This window comes from Marivita geojedonensis (assembly GCF_002115805.1).
GTDB lineage: Bacteria > Pseudomonadota > Alphaproteobacteria > Rhodobacterales > Rhodobacteraceae > Marivita > Marivita geojedonensis.
The window spans coordinates 59,690-77,906 of the sequence record NZ_JFKC01000014.1; the positions used below are offsets into that span (position 1 = coordinate 59,690).

Below are 18,217 nucleotides of genomic sequence, written 5' to 3' on the forward strand. Positions count from 1 at the left end.
CGCAGGAACAGGTTTTGCTTTTTGCGAACAGTCGGGTCATTTTGCCTGAAGGGAGACGGGAGGGCGCGATGCAGGAACCTGAATTCACCATTGGCATCGAAGAGGAATATCTTCTTGTCGATCTGGACAGCCTTGCACTGGCTGAAGCGCCCGAAGGCCTGATGGATGCCTGCGCGGCAGAGCTCGAAAAACAGGTCAGCCCGGAGTTTCTGCAATGCCAGATAGAAATCGGCACCAAGGTCTGCGCCGACATCGACGAGGCGCGCGATGACCTGAAGCGCCTGCGCAGTACCGTTGCGCGCTGTGCGAAGGCCTACAACCTTGCCCCGATCGCCGCGTCCTGCCATCCGTTCGGCGACTGGAAAAGCCAGCACCACACCGACAAGGACCGGTACAACGATCTTCAGGATGCGCTGGGCGGCGTGGTGCGCCGGATGCTGATCTGCGGGATGCATGTGCATGTCGGCCTCGGAGATGACGCGCTGCGGGCGGATCTGATGGGACAGATGGCCTATTTCCTGCCGCACCTTCTGGCGCTCAGCACCTCTTCGCCATTCTGGCAGGGCGAAGATACCGGACTGGCGTCATACCGGATTTCAGTGTTCGACAACCTGCCCCGTACGGGGCTGCCGCCGACCTTCGACAACTGGTCGGAATATGAACGCTCGGTTCAGGTTCTGGTCGATCTGGGCGTGATCGAGGACAGCTCGAAGATCTGGTGGGATCTGCGCCCGTCGCACGCGTTCCCGACCCTTGAGACACGCATCATGGATGTGCAGCCGCGGCTTGAGGATGCTCTGACCCTCGCCGCGATCAACCAGTGCCTGATGCGGATGCTGTGGCGGCTGCGGATCCGCAACCAGCGCTGGCGCCGGTACGACCCGTTCTTGATCGGCGAAAACCGCTGGCGGGCGCAACGCTATGGCGTGACCGATGGCCTGATCGATTTCGGGCGGGGTGAGATTGTGCCGATGGCCGAACTGACCGAGGAACTGGTCGAACTGGTTGAACAGGATGCCGGCATCCTGCGCTGCCTGCGCGAGTTGGAAAACACCCGCGATATCGTGCTGTCCGGCAATGCCACCGTCCGCCAGCGCGAGGTCGTGGACGCGGCCAAAGCGGCTGGTAAGGATACGGACGCCCAGATGCAGGCGGTGGTCAGCCATTTGATCGATGCGTTTCACGACGGTCTTTGACCTCTTGCAAAAGTCCTGAAACAGTTAGCAATTAAACACTCGTTCAATTCACGCATCCAAGGGGAGGAACGGCGCAATGGATTTTGCCCTGACGGAAGAACAGTCCGCGATTTTCGACATGGCCCATGCCTTCGGGCAGGAGCATATTGCGCCTTTTGCCCGCGACTGGGAGGCCCAGGGCACCATTCCGAAAGAGCTGTGGCCTCAGTTGGGCGAGCTGGGCTTCGCGGGGCTTTATGTGTCCGAAGACAGCGGCGGATCCGGATTGACCCGTCTGGACGCAACACTGGTATTCGAAGCATTGTCGATGGCCTGCCCGTCGGTGGCGGCCTTCCTGTCGATCCACAACATGTGCGCCAAGATGATCGACACTTTCGCCAGCGACGACATGAAGGCGCGGGTGCTGCCCAAGGCGATGACCATGGAAACCGTGCTCAGCTACTGCCTGACGGAACCGGGCAGCGGGTCGGACGCGGCCGCGCTGAAAACCCGCGCTGAACGGACAAATGAAGGCTATACGCTCAACGGCACGAAGGCGTTCATCTCGGGCGGCGGTTATTCGGATCTCTATGTTGCCATGGTCCGCACCGGGGAAGACGGGCCAAAGGGCGTCTCCACCGTTCTGATCGAGGACGGCACGCCGGGCCTGAGCTTTGGCGGGCTTGAGGACAAGATGGGCTGGCGGTCGCAACCGACCCGTCAGGTGCAGTTCGACGATTGCAAAATTCCGACCGAAAACCTTCTCGGCGAGGAAGGCCGGGGGTTCAAATACGCGATGGCCGGTCTGGATGGCGGGCGGCTCAACATCGCGGCCTGCTCGCTGGGCGCCGCCCAGACGGGTCTCGACAACACGCTGGCCTACATGGCCGAACGCAAGGCCTTCGGCAAATCCATCGACCAGTTCCAGGCGCTTCAGTTCCGTCTGGCCGATATGGAGATCGAATTGCAGGCCGCACGCACCTTCCTGCGTCAGGCGGCATGGAAGCTCGACACCGGCGCGCCGGATGCCACGAAGTTCTGCGCCATGGCCAAGAAATTCGTCACCGAAACCGGCAGCAGGGTCGTCGATCAATGCCTGCAACTGCATGGCGGCTATGGCTACCTCGCCGATTACGGGATTGAAAAACTGGTCCGCGACCTGCGGGTTCACCAGATCCTCGAAGGCACCAACGAGATCATGCGCCTGATCGTGGCGCGGCAGATGCTGGCCAGGTGACACCCGTCCTGGCTTCTCTGTTTTCCAAATACCTCGGGGGTGAGGCCCGCAGGGCCGAGGGGGCAGAGCCCCCTGCCCCCTAAATCACAGGCACCGACCCATGACCGATATCCATATCCGCAAAGACGGCCACGCAGGCCGCATCACGCTCAACCGTCCGAAGGCACTCAATGCGCTGACATACGACATGTGCCTGTCCCTCGAAGAGGCGCTCTGGACATGGCGTGACGATCCGACGGTCAAGCTGGTGCTCATCGATGCCGAGGGGGAAAAGGCATTCTGCGCAGGCGGCGACATTGCGCAGATGTACGCCACAGGCAAGGCGGGTGATTTCGCCTATGGACAGCAATTCTGGCGCGACGAATACCGTATGAATGCGCTGATCGCCGAATACCCGAAACCGGTTGTCAGTTTCCTGCAGGGGTTCACCATGGGCGGCGGCGTGGGCGTCGGCTGTCACGGGTCACACCGGGTTGTCGGGGACAGCAGCCGGATTGCGATGCCGGAATGCGGCATCGGGTTGATCCCGGATGTCGGCGGATCGTTCCTGCTGGCGCGTGCGCCGGGACGTTTGGGAGAATACCTTGGCCTGACCGCAGATCGCATGGGACCGGGTGATGCCATCCATGCCGGGTTTGCGAACCTCTATCTGCCGGAAGACCGATGGGAGGGGGTCAAGGCCGCTCTGTGTACCGACGGCAATGTAGCTGCACTGACCACGGCGGCTCTGTCCGCGCCGGATGCGCCGCTTGCGGCAGAACAAGGCGAGATCGACCGCCTGTTCGCCGGAGAAGCACTGCGCGATATCCTCAATGCGCTGAAGTCCGACGGCGGCACATTTGCCGAAGCCGCCCTTGGCAAGCTGACGCGCAATGCCCCCCTTTCGATGGCCTGCACAGTCGAGATCCTGCATCGGCTGCGCACGGGAACGCTGAACATCCGCAAGGCGCTCGATCTGGAATACCGCTTCACATCGCGCGCGATGGAGCGTGGCGATTTCATCGAAGGCATCCGCGCGGCGATCATCGACAAAGACAAATCGCCAAAATGGACGCATGATCCCGACGGGGTGCCGACTGCGGATATGGCCGCGATGCTGCGCCCGGTCACCGGCGAAAAACTGTCATTCGAGAAGAGGACTCACGGGATGAAAATCGGATTTATCGGACTGGGCAACATGGGCGCGCCGATGGCGGAGAACCTTGCCAAGGCGGGCCATCACGTGACCGGCTTTGACATGGCAACGGTCACGGTCAACGGCGTCTCGAATGCCAGAAGCGCAGTCGACGCAGCCAGCGACGCCGATGTGGTCGTCACCATGCTGCCAAACGGGGACATCCTGAAATCCGTCGCCGCACAGGTGATCCCGGTGATGCGCAAAGGGGCGGTTCTACTGGACTGCTCGACCGTCGATGTGGACAGCGCACGCCGCGTGGCGACCGATGCCGAAGCCGCAGGGCTTCTGCCGCTGGATGCGCCGGTCTCGGGCGGAATCGGCGGCGCGGCGGCGGGCACACTGACGTTCATGGTTGGCGGATCCGAGGAAGCCTATCGGAAAGCCCTGCCGCTTTTCGAGATAATGGGGCAGAAATCTGTCCATTGTGGCGCATCCGGAAACGGTCAGGCCGCGAAAATCTGCAACAACATGATCCTTGGCGTGACGATGATCGCAACCTGTGAAGCCTTTGCGCTGGCGGACAAGCTCGGCCTCGACCGGCAAGCGATGTTCGATGTGGTCAGCACCTCATCGGGCTACAGCTGGTCGATGAACGCCTATTGCCCTGCCCCCGGCATTGGCCCGCAAAGCCCTGCGGACAATGGCTACAAACCGGGTTTTGCCGCCGATCTGATGCTCAAGGACCTTCGATTGAGCCAGCAGGCCGCCGAGGCGAGCGACGCCGATACGCCATTGGGCCAGGCCGCCACAGAGCTCTACCGGCAGTTCGTTGAGGACGAGGACGGCACAGGGCGGGACTTCTCTGCCATGCTTCCCCGGTTCGAGAAACGCGGACGCAGCTAGGCCCTGCCCCGCCACAATTGAGGCCTCTCCGGCGACAATCCGGGACAAAGAACCTCAAAGTTAACTCAATTGCTACAAATAACCGCCGCCTTGCCCGGGCAAAACCAATGTCAGAATTGGTTAACGGTCAGGCGGCGCTTCGATGCCCATTGCTCAGGAACTCCCGATTGATACCACCGCCACGGCGCTGGAAATGGCGAATGCCATCTTCGGCAGCGGCGTAACCGTCAACAGTGCAACCTACAGCGGCGATCCGCTGTCGTCGGGCATCTACACCAACGGCAACACCATTTCCCCAGGCGTTGTTCCCGGAGATACGGGCGTCATCCTGTCCACCGGCGATGCGGAGGACTTCACCAACAATTCCGGCACCCTTGACACCAACACCAGCGCGTCCACCGGAACGAACAGCAGCGGCGTCAACGGCGATGCCGATTTCGACGCGCTGGCCGGACGCCGCACCTTTGACGCGTCTTTCCTTGAGGTCGATTTCACTCCCGACGGCGATTTCATCACCGTCGATTTTGTCATCGCGTCTGACGAATACCCCGAATTCGTGAATTCCGAATTCCTCGACACGGTCGGGGTCTGGGTCAATGGCGTACAGGCCACGGTGTCCATCGGCAATGGCGAAGCGTCGATCGGCAACATCAACAGCGCCACCGCGCCGAACCTCTACAACGACAACACCGCCGACCAGTTCAACACAGAGATGGACGGGTTCACCGTTACCCTGACCTTCGTTGCGCCGGTCAATCCGGGGGTCCCCAACACCATCAAGATGGGCGTCGCGGACGTGTCGGATCCCAACTACGACACGAATTTCCTGATCGCAGGCGGGTCCGTGCAGTCGACCATCATTGCACAGGACGACTCTCTGAATGTCGGGCTGAACAGCTCAAAGACGATCGACGTGCTGGCAAACGACATTGCCACCGGCGGGACGATGACGATCACCCATATCAACGGCGTTGCAGTGGTTGCCGGGGATACCGTCACGCTGACCTCCGGTCAGACCGTGACACTCAATGCCGATGGCACGCTCACCGTGTTTTCGGACGGCGATATCGAGACCGCCTACTTCACCTACACGATGAACGATGGGCTCGGGAATGACGACACGGGGATCGTTCAGGTCAACCAGCTTCCCTGTTTTGTCGCGGGCACACTGATTGACACCCCCAGTGGTGCCGTTCCTGTGGAGACCCTGCGCCCCGGGGATCTGGTGATGACACTGGACCGCGGGCCGCAACCGGTTCGCTGGGCCGGATCACGCGCTATCGAAGCGAAAGACAGGTTCGCCCCGATCCGCATCAAGGCAGGGAGTTACGGCGCGACCTCTGACGTGTGGCTATCACCACAGCACCGGGTTCTGGTCTGTGATATCTGGGCGGAACTGCTGTTCGGGGAATCCGAGATTCTGGTCAAGGCCAAGGACCTTGTGAACGGCAAGACGGTGCTGCGCGAGGAGCGTGATACGGACGTGACCTATGTGCATCTGCTGTTCGACGAACACCAGATTTTATCCTCCCATGGGCTTATGTCGGAAAGCTACCTGCCCGGCCCGATGATGCGGCACACCTTTTCCGAGGAGTCGTGCGAGGAAATCATCACCCTCTTCCCGGAATTGGCCGATATCGATGGCTCTGGTTGGGAAGCGGCGCGTCCGATCCTCAAGAGCTACGAGGCGCAGGCCCTGCAGGCCCGCGCCGCCTGATCGTTCACTCAGCCGCCAGCGTGTTCTTCGGCTTCAGCATCGGTTTGAGATAACGCCCGGTATGGGACGCGGGCACGTCCGCCACCTCTTCCGGAGTGCCGGTTGCCACGATCTGGCCGCCGCCATCGCCACCTTCGGGGCCGATATCGATCAGCCAGTCGGCCGTCTTGATCACGTCAAGGTTGTGCTCGATCACGATGACCGAATTGCCCTGATCCACAAGCTCATGCAACACTTCAAGAAGTTTACGTACATCCTCGAAATGTAAGCCTGTTGTTGGTTCATCAAGGATATAAAGCGTCCGACCGGTGGACCGTTTCGCCAGCTCTTTTGACAGCTTCACGCGCTGCGCTTCGCCGCCCGACAGCGTCGTCGCTTGCTGGCCCACCTTGATGTAACCCAGCCCCACGCGCACAAGCGCGTCCATCTTTTCGCGGATGCCGGGCACGGCTTTGAAGAACTCCTGCGCATCTTCAACCGTCATGTCAAGAACATCCGCTATACTCTTGCCTTTGAACTTTATTTCCAGTGTCTCGCGGTTGTAACGCGCGCCTTTGCAGGTCTCGCAGGTGACATAGACATCGGGCAGGAAGTGCATCTCGATCTTGATGACGCCGTCGCCCTGACACGCCTCACAGCGGCCGCCCTTGACGTTGAAACTGAACCGACCGGGCTTATACCCCCGCGCCTTGGCTTCCGGCAGACCGGCAAACCAGTCGCGGATCGGGGTGAAGGCACCGGTATAGGTCGCCGGGTTGGATCGCGGTGTGCGGCCAATCGGGCGCTGATCGATGTCGATCACCTTGTCCAGATGTTCCAACCCTTTGATCGTCTCGCAGGGCGCGGGCGTCTGGCGTGCGCCGTTCAAACGCATGGAGGCCGTCTTGAAGAGGGTTTCAATGGTCAGCGTGGACTTGCCGCCACCCGATACCCCGGTGACGCAGACAAACTTGCCCAACGGGAATTCTGCGGTCACATTCTGCAGGTTGTTGCCGGTCGCATTGACCACCTTGATCGACTTGCCCTTTTTGCCGCTGCGCCGCTCAGCTGGAACGGAAATCTCGCGTGTGCCGCTGAGATATTGCCCGGTCAGCGAGGCGGGATCGTCCGCCACCTGCGCAGGTGTCCCCTTTGCGACCACGCGACCGCCATGCACACCTGCGCCCGGACCGATGTCGAAAACGTAATCGGCTTCGCGGATCGCTTCTTCGTCATGTTCGACCACGATCACGGTATTGCCTTGATCCCGAAGGGATTTCAGCGTGCCCAGCAGGCGGTCATTGTCGCGCTGATGCAGGCCGATCGAGGGTTCGTCAAGCACGTAGAGCACGCCGGTCAGGCCCGAGCCGATCTGGCTGGCCAGCCTGATGCGCTGGCTCTCACCACCGGACAGCGTGCCCGCATTGCGGCTCAGCGTCAGGTATTCGAGACCCACATTGTTCAGAAAGCCCAAGCGTTCGCGGATTTCCTTGAGGATCGCGCGGGCGATTTCGTTCTTCTGGTTAGTGAGGTGCTCGGGCACCGTCTTGCACCAGGCGAACGCCTCCTTGATCGACATCTCGACGACCTGACCAACATGAAGCCCCGCGATTTTCACCGCCAGCGCTTCTTCCCGCAGACGATAGCCGCCGCATGTGCCACAGGAGCGATTGTTCTGATAGCGCTCGAACTCTTCGCGGATCCAGTTGCTGTCGGTCTCGCGGTAGCGGCGTTCCATATTCGGAATCACGCCCTCGAAGGTACGGGTGACCTGGTAGACGCGCCCGCCTTCATCGTAGCGGAACGGGATTTCCTCATCGCCGGATCCGTACAGGAAGACCTGCTGCACATGCGGATCGAGGTCTTTCCAGCGGGAATTCTTGTTGAATTCATAATGCTTTGCGAGCGCCTCGATGGTCTGAAGGAAATACGGGGATTTCCCTTTGCGCCACGGCGCCAGCGCACCATCAGCGATCTTGAGCGTCGCATCCGGCACCACCAACCGTTCATCAAAGAACAGTTCCACCCCAAGCCCGTCACAATCCGGACAGGCCCCGAACGGCGCGTTGAACGAGAACAGGCGCGGTTCGATCTCGGGAATGGTAAACCCGCTCACCGGGCAGGCGAAGTTTTCCGAGAAGGTATGACGTTCCGGTTCACCTTCGGACGGCGCGGTTTCGAGAATGGCAATGCCGTCCGCCAGATCAAGTGCCGTGCGGAAACTGTCGGCCAGTCGGGTTTCGAGTCCCTCTTTCACCACAAGACGGTCCACCACCACGTCGATGTCATGGCGGAACTTCTTGTCGAGCGTGGGCGGCTCGTCCAATTCGTAGAACTGGCCGTCCACCTTGACCCGTTGGAAGCCCTGCTTGCGCAGTTCAAGAAACTCCTTGCGGTATTCGCCTTTGCGGTCGCGGACGATGGGCGCAAGCAGGTAGGCGCGTGTGCCTTCCTCCATGGCCATGACGCGGTCCACCATGTCCTGCACCTGCTGCGCCTCGATGGGCAGACCGGTGGCGGGGCTGTAGGGCGTGCCTACCCGCGCGAACAGCAGACGCATGTAGTCGTAGATCTCGGTCACCGTACCAACGGTCGAGCGCGGGTTCTTCGACGTGGTTTTCTGTTCAATGGAGATGGCTGGGGACAGGCCCGAGATGTGATCAACATCCGGCTTTTCCATCATGTCGAGAAACTGCCGCGCATAGGCCGACAGGGATTCCACATAGCGGCGCTGGCCTTCGGCATAGATCGTGTCGAACGCCAGAGAGGATTTGCCGGAGCCGGACAGGCCGGTGATCACCACAAGCTGATCGCGCGGGATATCCACGTCGATGTTCTTGAGATTGTGCTCGCGTGCGCCGCGCACCTCGATGTTTTTCAGCTCGGCCATACAGTCCCCCGATGCGGTCGGTTAACACATAGTTGACGGCATCGGTTTCTCCAATCGAAAAATGAGAACAAAGCCGGAACTTACAAAACTGCCCACAGGAAATGCAAACGGCCCCGGGGTTGCCCGGGGCCGCCGCGATGTCCGGATCGCATTTGTTACCGGTACAACAACGATGTTCCGTTGTGAAAGATGTGGACCTTGTCCGGTGACGCGCCGAGCTTGACGGTCTTGCCGCGCAGTTCCGCATGGATGCCGGGCAGTTTCCCGATGACCGCGTGACCGTCGCCCTGCTTTTCGAAATAGAGCAGCGTCACCTCGCCAAGGGCTTCGGTGATCTCCACGCGGCCTTCGAAGATGTGATCGCCGGATGTGCCGACGAAATCCTCGGGACGGACGCCGACATTCACCTTAAGACCCATATCGGCATCGGTGGTCGGGTAATCCGACACCGCCACCCCGCCGCCGTCCATCTTGACGGTGGTCTGCTGGCCGGTGCCCACGATTTCACCCGGAAGCAGGTTCATCGACGGGGAGCCGATGAACTGCGCCACGAATTCGCTGTTAGGCCGTTCATACAGCTCCAGCGGCGCCCCGACCTGCGCGATCCCCTTGTTGGCCAGAACGACAATGCGGGAGGCAAGTGTCATCGCTTCGACCTGATCGTGTGTCACGTAGATCATCGTGCTTTCGGGCATCTGTTCCTTGAGCTGCGCGATCTCGATCCGGGTGGCGACGCGCAGCGCCGCATCGAGGTTCGAGAGCGGTTCATCGAACAGATAGACTTTGGGATCGCGGACAATCGACCGGCCAATCGCAACCCGCTGACGCTGACCACCGGACAGCGCCTTGGGCAGACGGTCGAGATAGGGGTCGAGTTGCAGCATCTTGGCGGCACGTTCCACTGCCGCGTCGATCTCGGACTGCGGTTTCTTGGCGATCTTGAGCGCAAAGCTCATGTTCTCGCGCACGGTCATGTGCGGATAGAGCGCGTAGGACTGGAACACCATGGCAATCCCGCGCATCGCCGGCGGCATGTCGTTGACCACCTGCCCGTCGATTTCCAGCGTGCCACCGGTGATCTTTTCCAGACCGGCGATCATCCGCAGCAGCGTGGACTTGCCACAGCCGGATGGGCCGACAAAGACGATCAGTTCGCCCTTTTCGATGTCGAGATTGATATTGTTGAGCACGTTGACTGCGCCCGCGTAGGTTTTTTCGACATTCGTCAATTTCAAATTGGCCATGTCTGTCCCTCCCTTATCCTGATCGTCAGGATGTCATTTTCAGCGCGAGGCAAGGCTGCCACGGGCCAAGATGCAGTTTGCCGTCGGCTTGCGGTCCGGCACTCCCCAGTTCCAGACCGATCTGCGCCCAGTTGCCCGATGGCATGTCCATCGTTGCGGGTTGATCGCTCAGATTGAAGGCACAGAAAATCGTCGCGCCTTCGTAACTGCGCGTGAAATGCACAATTGTGTCCGTGCTCTTGACCCCGTCATGGTCGCCTTTGGCCAGCGCGGGCTGCGCATGGCGGAACGCGATGGCGCGGCGGTAATGATGCAGGATCGCGGCCGGGTCGTCCTCCTGTTGCTGTACCGTGCGATGCAGATGATCATGGCTGACCGGGAGCCACGGCTGACCCGTGGTGAAATCGCCATTCTGGTTCGACGCCTGCCAGACCATCGGCGTCCGGCACCCATCCCGGCCTTTGAATTCCGGCCAGAATTCGATGCCGTAGGGATCCTGCAGATCCTCGAAGCCGACTTCGGCCTCAGGCAGGCCGAGTTCTTCGCCCTGATAGAGACAGACCGATCCGCGCAGGCACATCAGCAGCGTCGCAAACAGGCGTTGTGCGGCCGGCGACAGGTTCCAGCGGCTTGCGTGGCGCACAACGTCATGGTTCGAGAACGCCCAGCACGCCCACCCGTCCGAGGCGACCTCGTCCACATGGCCCAGCACATCTACAAAGCGGTCGGCGGTGGGTTCCACGCCGGACAGGAATTCGAACGCGTAGCACATATGGATGCGGTTCTCGCCCTTGGTGTATTCGCCCATGATCTCAAGCCCGCGCTGCGCGTCGCCCACTTCGCCCACGGAGGTCGTGCCTTCGTATTCGTCCAGAAGCGCGCGGAAGCGTTCGAGAAACGCCAGGTTTTCGGGCTGGTTCTTGGAATAGAGGTGTTCCTGATGGTTATACGGGTTCACCGACGGCGCGATGGTCGAGTTGCGCCGTTCCTTGGGCAGCGCCGGGTTGCTGCGCAGTTCCTTGTCGTGGAAATAGAAGTTGATCGTGTCGAGACGGAACCCGTCCACACCCCGATCCAGCCAGAACCGGGTCACGTCCAGAAGCGCCTGCTGCACATCCGGGTTGTGGAAGTTCAGGTCCGGCTGCGAGGTCAGGAAGTTGTGCATGTAATACTGCTCGCGCCGCGCATCCCATTGCCACGCAGACCCGCCAAAGATCGACAGCCAGTTGTTCGGCGGCGTGCCGTCGTCCTTCGGGTCGGACCAGACGTACCAGTCGGCTTTCTCGTTGTCGCGGCTCGACCGGCTGAGCTGGAACCACGGGTGCTGGTCCGAGGTGTGCGACAGCACGAGGTCGATCATCACCCGGATGCCCAGACGGTGCGCTGTCTGAACCAGCACGTCAAAGTCCGCGAGTGATCCGAACATCGGATCGACGTCGCAATAGTCGCTGACGTCGTAACCGAAATCCTTCATCGGAGAGGTGAAGAACGGGCTGATCCAGATGGCGTCCACGCCAAGCGACGCCACATAGGGCAGCCGGTGCGCGATCCCCAGAAGATCGCCGATCCCGTCGCCATTGCTGTCCTGAAAGCTGCGCGGGTAGATCTGATAGATCACCGCACCGCGCCACCAGTCATTGTCCACGGCTGTGTTTTCTGCGGCCAGAGTGTTTGCCACGTTCATTGTCCTGTTTTCCTTGCATCCGCATCCACGGATGCGTGTGGGAGTTGGCCCCGCCTGACGGCGGGACGCGTTACTTGACCGAGCCGGCCAGAAGGCCGCGCACGAGGTATTTCTGCATCGCGAAGAACACCAGAAGCGGTACTGCGATGGACACGAAGGCTGCGGTGGCGAGGATTTCCCAATTGCCGCCGCGCGTGCCCAGAAGCTCCACGATCTGGTTGGTCATCACCGTTGTCTGTCCTGTCGCGTCGATCAGGAACACCTTGGCCACCAGCAGGTCATTCCATGTCCAGAGGAACTGGAAGATCGCAAAGCTGGCAAGCGCCGGGAAGGACAGCGGCAGGATGATCTTGGTGAAGATCTGGAACTCGGTCGCGCCATCCACGCGGGCATTCTCGATGATGTCCCGAGGCAGGCCGACCATGTAGTTGCGTAAGAGATAGATCGCCAGAGGAAGGCCAAACCCCGTATGGGCCATCCAGGTCCCGAGATACCCCTTTCCTATGCCGATCCCCAGGTGAAGCTTGAGAAGCGGGATCAGCGCCAGTTGCAACGGCACCACCAGCAGACCGACAACAATCGCGATCAGCAGGGCGCGGCCCGGAAAGTCCATCCAGGCCAGCGCGTAGGCGGCAAAGGCCGCGACCACGATGGGAATGATCGTCGCCGGGATCGTGACCGTCAGCGTGTTGAAGAAGGCCTTGGCCATGCTGTCGGTTGCGTCCCCCGACAGAAGCACCTGCCGGTAGTTGGCAAGGGTGAAATCCGGTGGCAGTTCGGCAGTTACGAAAACGCGCTGGCCACGGCTTCCCGACATTTCGGCCGGGCTTTCGATGCGGTAGTCGCCATTGGCCTGCACCGTGATCGTTTCACCATCGCCCAGATCCGCCGTGTCGCCCGGTGCATAGGCGGCAACATCGCGCGAGGATGTGCCCCATGCCGACATATCGATGTCGTCGGACAGGCCTTCGCCCTCGAAGAGATTGCCTTCGATGACGTAAAGCCCGCCCTCCTGCATCTGTGCATCCGGTGCGGCCGCGCGCAGAACAAGGCTCTGTTCCGTCGGGAACAGCGCGTTCCACCAGCCGGACGTTGCGATCTGGTCGGCTGTCCGGAAGGACGACACGAAAAGACCCACCGTCGGGAACAGCCAGAGCGCCACAAGAAGTGCTACCGAGATATGCACCACCCAGGTCAGAGAGGATTTGGTGCCTGCGATATTGTCCATGCTCCGTCCCTCCTCAGCGCATTTCTTTGCGCGCATTGCGCACGTTCCAGTACAGGATCGGCGTCACCAGCAGCATGATGATCATCGCACTGGCAGACCCCACGCCCCAATCCCGGGCCACGAACAACTGGTTGAACATGTAATTGGCCAGAACCTGCGTGCCCCATTGGCCGTTGGTCATAGCGAACACGATGTCGAAGACCTTGAGCACGACAAGCGTGATGGTCGTCCAGACAACGACGATTGTGCCCGCGATCTGTGGCATCTTGATCTTGAAGAAAATCTGGAACGGGTTGGCCCCGTCAACGATGGCGGCTTCGATGGTCTCCTCCGGGATACCACGCAGGGCCGCCGACAGGATGACCATCGCAAAGCCCGTCTGGATCCAGATCAGAACGATCATCAGCAGAAAGCTGTTCCAGAACGGTGTGGTCAGCCATTGCTGCGGGTCATTGCCCGTCAGCCAGACATAGATCGCGTTGAGCACACCAATCTGTTCCGTGCCCGGCGGACGCGCGTCATAGACCAGTTTCCAGATCACCGCCGCGCCGACAAAAGAGATCGCCATCGGCATGAAGATCAGCGACTTCGCGAGATTTCCCCAGGAAATCCGGTCGGTCAGTTGTGCGGCCAGCAGACCGAATGCGGTTGAGGCGGCGGGCACAACGATCAGCCAGAACATGTTGTTGACCAGCGCTTCCCAGAACTTTGGGTCCTCGGACATCTGCGCATAATTGGCGAGACCGACGAAATTGTAGACGGTTGTACCGTCGGACAGTGTCTGGCGCTCGGTCAGCGACAGGCGGATCGTCTCGAACACCGGATAGGCAAGGTACAGGCCCAGAGCGAGGATCGCAGGCAGCAGGAACAGCCACGGGCGCACAAGATTGGCGCGGTTGATGTTGCGGCCTGCGTTGGGCCCTTTGGCAGGAAACAGAACCTTGTCGAGAAACTGGTTGGAAAAATAGAAGTAACTCAGACAGCCGCCAACGCCGATGGCAATGGTCAACAGACCTTGAATTGCGGGATTCATCTGTCCCTCCCAAAGATGAGTGATGATCCAGTGTGTGCCACTGGGAGGCCCATTAACGGGGTCTTGACTTCGCAGCTTTCCGCGTTGGGACTGCGCGATTGCCCGCGCAGCCCTTCATGTCATGGAGTGCGCTTACTTCAGCGCGTCCCAGCTGGACTGGATTTCACCGGCCACAGCGGCAGCATCTTTGCCACCAGCATAATCGACCATTCCGGTCCAGAACGACCCGGCACCGACGCCACCCGGCATCAGGTCGGACCCGTCAAAGCGGAACGTGGTGGCGCCCAGAAGGATGTCGTTCATCTTTGCGGTCGGCGCGTCGATGAACTTGGAGCTGTCAACGCCCTTGAGCGGGGTCAGGAAGCCGCCATTGCCCATCCAGATCTCGTGCGCATCGGTCGTCTGAAGATACGCGATCAGATCATGTGCGGCCTGGTTTTCGTTGGTGATGGCCCAGAGCGTGCCTGCACCCAGAACCGGAGAACCAAGATCCTTGCCCTCATAGGCCGGGAAGTAGAAAAAGTCCGCATCGGCGCCCACTTCGGTGCCTTCCGGGAAGAAGGCCGGGATGAACGACGCCTGACGGTGCATGTAGCACTGCGGCGGCGCTGCAAAGAGACCTTTCGGGCTGTCGCGGAAGTCGGTCGATGCCACGGCACCGGCCCCACCGGCCACGTAGTCGTCGTTGCGGGCAAACGCGCCGAATTCCTCGATCGCGGCAACAACGCGCTCGTCGGTGAACGGGATGTCGTTGGACACCCACTGGTCATAGACCTCTGGTGTCTGCGTGCGCAGCATCATGTCTTCGACCCAGTCGGTGGCGGGCCAGCCGGTTGCGCCACCGGACCCCAGACCGATGCACCACGGTGTCTCGCCATCCGCGACGATCTGATCGGTCAGCGCCTTCAGTTCTTCCATCGTGGTCGGGATTTCGTAACCCGCATCCTCGAAGTTCTCCGGCGAGTACCAGACCAGCGACTTCACATCGACCTTGTAGAAGAAACCGTAGAGGTTGTCGCTACCATCCGGACCGGCGTATGTGCCAAGGTCAACCCAGGACTGACCGGCGGCGTAGTTCTCGCGAACCCAGTCTGCAGTGCCATCTTTGAGCGGGGTCAGGAAGCCACGCGATGCCATGTCCGCCGCCAGACCCGGCTGCGGGAACACAGCGATGTTCGGCGCAGAGCCAGCCTCGGCGTCCACGACGATCTGCTGTTCGAAGCTGTCGGAGCCGACGTAGCTGACGTTATGGCCGGACTTCGCCGCGAAATCCGCCAGCACCTGCTCGACATTGGCCTGGTCCGGGCCAAGCCATGGGCCGAACACGGTGAGATCTTCGGCGAAAGCGGCGCTGGAGCACAGCGCGGCGATGGCCACACTCGATGTGAGTGTCTTTTTCATAAGGTACCTCCCAAGTTGCGCATGTTAGCGCCTAACTTATCCCCCGCCTCGGAATCACTCCAAAGCGCTTTGGATGTTTGAAAGTCTCCCATTTGTTAGCGTCTGTCAATCCAGTGCAGATGCAGAAAAACTCAATATTTTTGCTGCCTTGCAGAATTTTTACGCGCGCAAAGGGGCTTTGCATGTCGTGGAAATTGTGTCTAACTTGCAGCGAAAATTCAAAGCGCTTTGGACGTATACCGTGAATCTCAAACAACTTTCGGAATATCTCAACCTGTCGCAGACCACGGTGAGTCGCGCATTGAACGGGTATCCCGAAGTCAATGAAAACACCCGCAACCGCGTTCTCAAGGCGGCGCAGGACCTGAATTATCGCCCAAACACACGCGCGAAAGGACTGGCAACGGGCCGCGCGCTGGCCATCGGCCATGTGATCCCGGTCTCGAACCAGCACGAAATGGTGAATCCGGTCTTTGGCGATTTCATCGCGGGCGCCGGCGAAGCCTATGCCCGCGCGGGCTATGACATGATGCTTACGCTGGTACCCGATCAGGAAGAGGTGCGCGCCTATCAGGACATCAAGGCGCGTGGCACGGTTGACGGGATCATCGTGCACGGCCCGGTGATCAACGACGAGCGTATCGCCCTGCTGCTTCGGATCGGGCTGCCGTTCGTGGTTCACGGACGCTCGACCGATGTGAACCTGCCCTATTCATGGATCGACGTGAACAATCGCGGCGCGTTCGAGCGCGGCACCCAGTTCCTGATCGAGCTGGGCCACCGCCGCATCGCCCTGCTCAACGGTCTTGAGCACATGGATTTCGCCTTCCGGCGGCGCAAGGGATACGAAAACGCGCTGCGCAATCATGGTATGTCGCCTGACCCTGCCCTGATGCGAAGCGAAGAGATGACCGAGGTCTACGGATACCGCGCCGCGAAAGAGATGCTGGCCCGCGACCTGCCCCCCACCGCGTTTGTCTGTTCGTCGATCATCACCGCCATTGGCGTGCGGCGGGCCGTTCACGAAGCCGGTCTGGTGCTGGCGCGGGACGTGTCGATCATCACCCATGACGACGCGCTCAGCTATCTCGAGAACGGCGATGACGTTCCGATCTTCACCGCCTTACGGTCGTCTGTCCGCTATGCCGGCGGTGAGGCCGCCGAAATGCTGCTGTCTCTGATCGCGTCACCCAAACATGCTCCGAAATCGCGCCTTCTTGAGGCGGAACTCATCATAGGCCGGTCAACGGGACCCGCCTCAACCTAAGGGACATCTTCGATGTTGAGCTTCACACGGCAGGACTTTCCTGACGATTTTCTCTTTGGCACCGCAACGTCCAGCTATCAGATCGAAGGTCACGCCTTCGGCGGCGCGGGCAAAACCCACTGGGACACCTTCGCGGCCACCCCCGGAAACGTGGTGCGTGCCGAAAACGGCGACCTTGCCTGTGACCATTACCACCGGTTCGAAGAGGACCTTGATCTGGTCAAGGCCGCAGGCCTCGACGCCTATCGCTTTTCGACAAGCTGGGCGCGGGTCATGCCGGACGGGCGCGGTGCGCCCAATCCCGAAGGTCTGGATTTCTACGACCGGTTGACGGACGCGATGCTCGAACGCGGCCTGAAACCCTGTGCCACGCTCTATCACTGGGAACTGCCTGTGGCGCTTGCGGATCTGGGCGGCTGGCGCAATCCGGATCTGCCCAAGTGGTTCGGCGATTTCGCCGAGGTCATCATGGGCCGGATCGGCGACCGCATGTTCTCGGTCGCACCGATCAACGAGCCGTGGTGCGTGGGCTGGCTGTCGCATTTCCTTGGCCACCACGCACCGGGTTTGCGCGACATCCGCGCGACGGCCCACGCGATGCACCATGTGTTGAAGGCGCATGGCACGGCCATTCAGGTGATGCGCGGGTTGGGCATGGGAAACCTTGGCGGTGTGTTCAACATGGAATGGGCCACACCTGCCGACGACAGCGCAGAAGCGCAGCAGGCGGCGGCTTTGTATGACGGCTACTACAACCACTTCTTCATGTCGGGTGTGTTCAAGGGGGAATACCCCGCAAATGTGATGGAAGGGTTGGAGCCTCATATGCCCAAGGGCTGGCAGGAGGATTTCGGCATCATCCAGGCCCCGCTCGACTGGTGCGGGATCAACTACTACACCCGCAAGATCATCGCGCCGGACGACGGGGCATGGCCCAGCCACCACGAGGTTGAAGGCCCGTTGCCCAAGACCTTCATGGATTGGGAGATCTATCCGGATGGCCTCTACAATTTCCTGACCCGCACCGCACGCGAATATACTGGCGACCTGCCGCTTTATGTGACCGAAAACGGGATGGCGGCACCGGATGTGATCGAAAACGGCGTGGTCGATGACCCACACCGCATCGACTACCTCAACCAGCATGTCGCAGCGGTACAGCGCGCCTTGGCCGATGGCGCGCCGGTGAAGGGCTATTTCATCTGGTCCCTGATGGACAATTACGAATGGTCGCTCGGGTACGAAAAACGCTTTGGCCTTGTCCATGTGGATTTCGACACACTGGACCGGACGCCAAAATCCTCTTATCACGCGCTGACTTCCGCGTTGATCAGGACCTGAC

General features: G+C 60.5%; 12 protein-coding genes and 1 pseudogene. 7 read left to right on the top strand and 6 right to left on the bottom strand.

The features are described 5' to 3' along the window. The first annotated feature begins 68 nt into the window (after positions 1-68). The 5 genes and pseudogenes from MGEO_RS13875 (at position 69) to MGEO_RS13890 (ending at position 6,149) form a co-directional block, all read left to right on the top strand. Positions 69-1,196, top strand: a complete 1,128-nt coding sequence (locus MGEO_RS13875; RefSeq protein WP_085638959.1) for a carboxylate-amine ligase — start codon at positions 69-71, stop codon at positions 1,194-1,196. Positions 1,197-1,272: 76 nt separating this feature from the next. Next, entirely contained in the window at positions 1,273-2,412 is a 1,140-nt protein-coding gene (locus MGEO_RS13880; protein WP_085638878.1) for an acyl-CoA dehydrogenase family protein, read from the top strand. Positions 2,413-2,512: 100 nt separating this feature from the next. Beyond that, positions 2,513-3,523: pseudogene (locus MGEO_RS21890) on the top strand (enoyl-CoA hydratase/isomerase family protein); the annotation flags it as partial. After that, positions 3,506-4,432: a 3-hydroxyisobutyrate dehydrogenase gene (gene mmsB, locus MGEO_RS21895; protein WP_332908317.1), complete on the top strand. Its 927-nt coding sequence runs from the start codon at positions 3,506-3,508 to the stop codon at positions 4,430-4,432. The pseudogene MGEO_RS21890 and the gene mmsB, both read left to right, overlap by 18 nt. Before the next feature lie 142 nt (positions 4,433-4,574). Then, positions 4,575-6,149, top strand: a complete 1,575-nt coding sequence (locus MGEO_RS13890; protein WP_085638884.1) for a Hint domain-containing protein — start codon at positions 4,575-4,577, stop codon at positions 6,147-6,149. 4 nt (positions 6,150-6,153) lie between these two features. On the opposite strand, the gene uvrA is transcribed toward MGEO_RS13890, so the two are convergent. From uvrA to MGEO_RS13920, 6 genes are all read right to left on the bottom strand, one after another. Beyond that, positions 6,154-9,018 (bottom strand): excinuclease ABC subunit UvrA, encoded by a 2,865-nt coding sequence (uvrA, locus tag MGEO_RS13895; RefSeq protein WP_085638888.1) that lies wholly within the window; start codon positions 9,016-9,018, stop codon positions 6,154-6,156. A gap of 155 nt (positions 9,019-9,173) precedes the next feature. After that, on the bottom strand, positions 9,174-10,262 hold the full coding sequence (locus MGEO_RS13900) for an ABC transporter ATP-binding protein (RefSeq protein ID WP_085638891.1): 1,089 nt from the start codon (positions 10,260-10,262) through the stop codon (positions 9,174-9,176). 25 nt (positions 10,263-10,287) lie between these two features. Beyond that, positions 10,288-11,946, bottom strand: a complete 1,659-nt coding sequence (gene bglA / locus MGEO_RS13905; protein ID WP_085638894.1) for a beta-galactosidase BglA — start codon at positions 11,944-11,946, stop codon at positions 10,288-10,290. Positions 11,947-12,016: 70 nt separating this feature from the next. Continuing rightward, the gene (locus MGEO_RS13910) at positions 12,017-13,174 is read right to left on the bottom strand and encodes a carbohydrate ABC transporter permease (RefSeq protein ID WP_085638897.1); all 1,158 of its coding nucleotides are present in this window, start codon (positions 13,172-13,174) and stop codon (positions 12,017-12,019) included. A gap of 13 nt (positions 13,175-13,187) precedes the next feature. Then, the gene (locus tag MGEO_RS13915) at positions 13,188-14,207 is read right to left on the bottom strand and encodes a carbohydrate ABC transporter permease (RefSeq protein ID WP_085638900.1); all 1,020 of its coding nucleotides are present in this window, start codon (positions 14,205-14,207) and stop codon (positions 13,188-13,190) included. A 132-nt stretch (positions 14,208-14,339) separates the two neighbouring features. Then, a complete protein-coding gene (locus MGEO_RS13920; protein WP_085638903.1) occupies positions 14,340-15,608 on the bottom strand; it encodes an ABC transporter substrate-binding protein in 1,269 nt (422 codons plus the stop codon). 241 nt (positions 15,609-15,849) lie between these two features. On the opposite strand from MGEO_RS13920, the gene MGEO_RS13925 reads away from it, so the two are divergent. Both MGEO_RS13925 and MGEO_RS13930 read left to right on the top strand, forming a co-directional pair. After that, positions 15,850-16,875, top strand: a complete 1,026-nt coding sequence (locus MGEO_RS13925; RefSeq protein ID WP_085638961.1) for a substrate-binding domain-containing protein — start codon at positions 15,850-15,852, stop codon at positions 16,873-16,875. 12 nt (positions 16,876-16,887) lie between these two features. Continuing rightward, complete coding sequence (locus MGEO_RS13930) at positions 16,888-18,216, top strand: GH1 family beta-glucosidase (RefSeq protein ID WP_085638906.1); 1,329 nt, start codon at positions 16,888-16,890, stop codon at positions 18,214-18,216. Position 18,217 lies beyond the last annotated feature (1 nt).

Coding starts and splice junctions, on each gene's coding strand:
- MGEO_RS13875 (WP_085638959.1), top strand. CDS start 69: ATGCAGGAACCTGAATTCACCATTGGCATCGAAGAGGAATATCTTCTT.
- MGEO_RS13880 (WP_085638878.1), top strand. CDS start 1,273: ATGGATTTTGCCCTGACGGAAGAACAGTCCGCGATTTTCGACATGGCC.
- mmsB (WP_332908317.1), top strand. CDS start 3,506: ATGCTGCGCCCGGTCACCGGCGAAAAACTGTCATTCGAGAAGAGGACT.
- MGEO_RS13890 (WP_085638884.1), top strand. CDS start 4,575: ATGCCCATTGCTCAGGAACTCCCGATTGATACCACCGCCACGGCGCTG.
- uvrA (WP_085638888.1), bottom strand. CDS start 9,018: ATGGCCGAGCTGAAAAACATCGAGGTGCGCGGCGCACGCGAGCACAAT.
- MGEO_RS13900 (WP_085638891.1), bottom strand. CDS start 10,262: ATGGCCAATTTGAAATTGACGAATGTCGAAAAAACCTACGCGGGCGCA.
- bglA (WP_085638894.1), bottom strand. CDS start 11,946: ATGAACGTGGCAAACACTCTGGCCGCAGAAAACACAGCCGTGGACAAT.
- MGEO_RS13910 (WP_085638897.1), bottom strand. CDS start 13,174: ATGGACAATATCGCAGGCACCAAATCCTCTCTGACCTGGGTGGTGCAT.
- MGEO_RS13915 (WP_085638900.1), bottom strand. CDS start 14,207: ATGAATCCCGCAATTCAAGGTCTGTTGACCATTGCCATCGGCGTTGGC.
- MGEO_RS13920 (WP_085638903.1), bottom strand. CDS start 15,608: ATGAAAAAGACACTCACATCGAGTGTGGCCATCGCCGCGCTGTGCTCC.
- MGEO_RS13930 (WP_085638906.1), top strand. CDS start 16,888: ATGTTGAGCTTCACACGGCAGGACTTTCCTGACGATTTTCTCTTTGGC.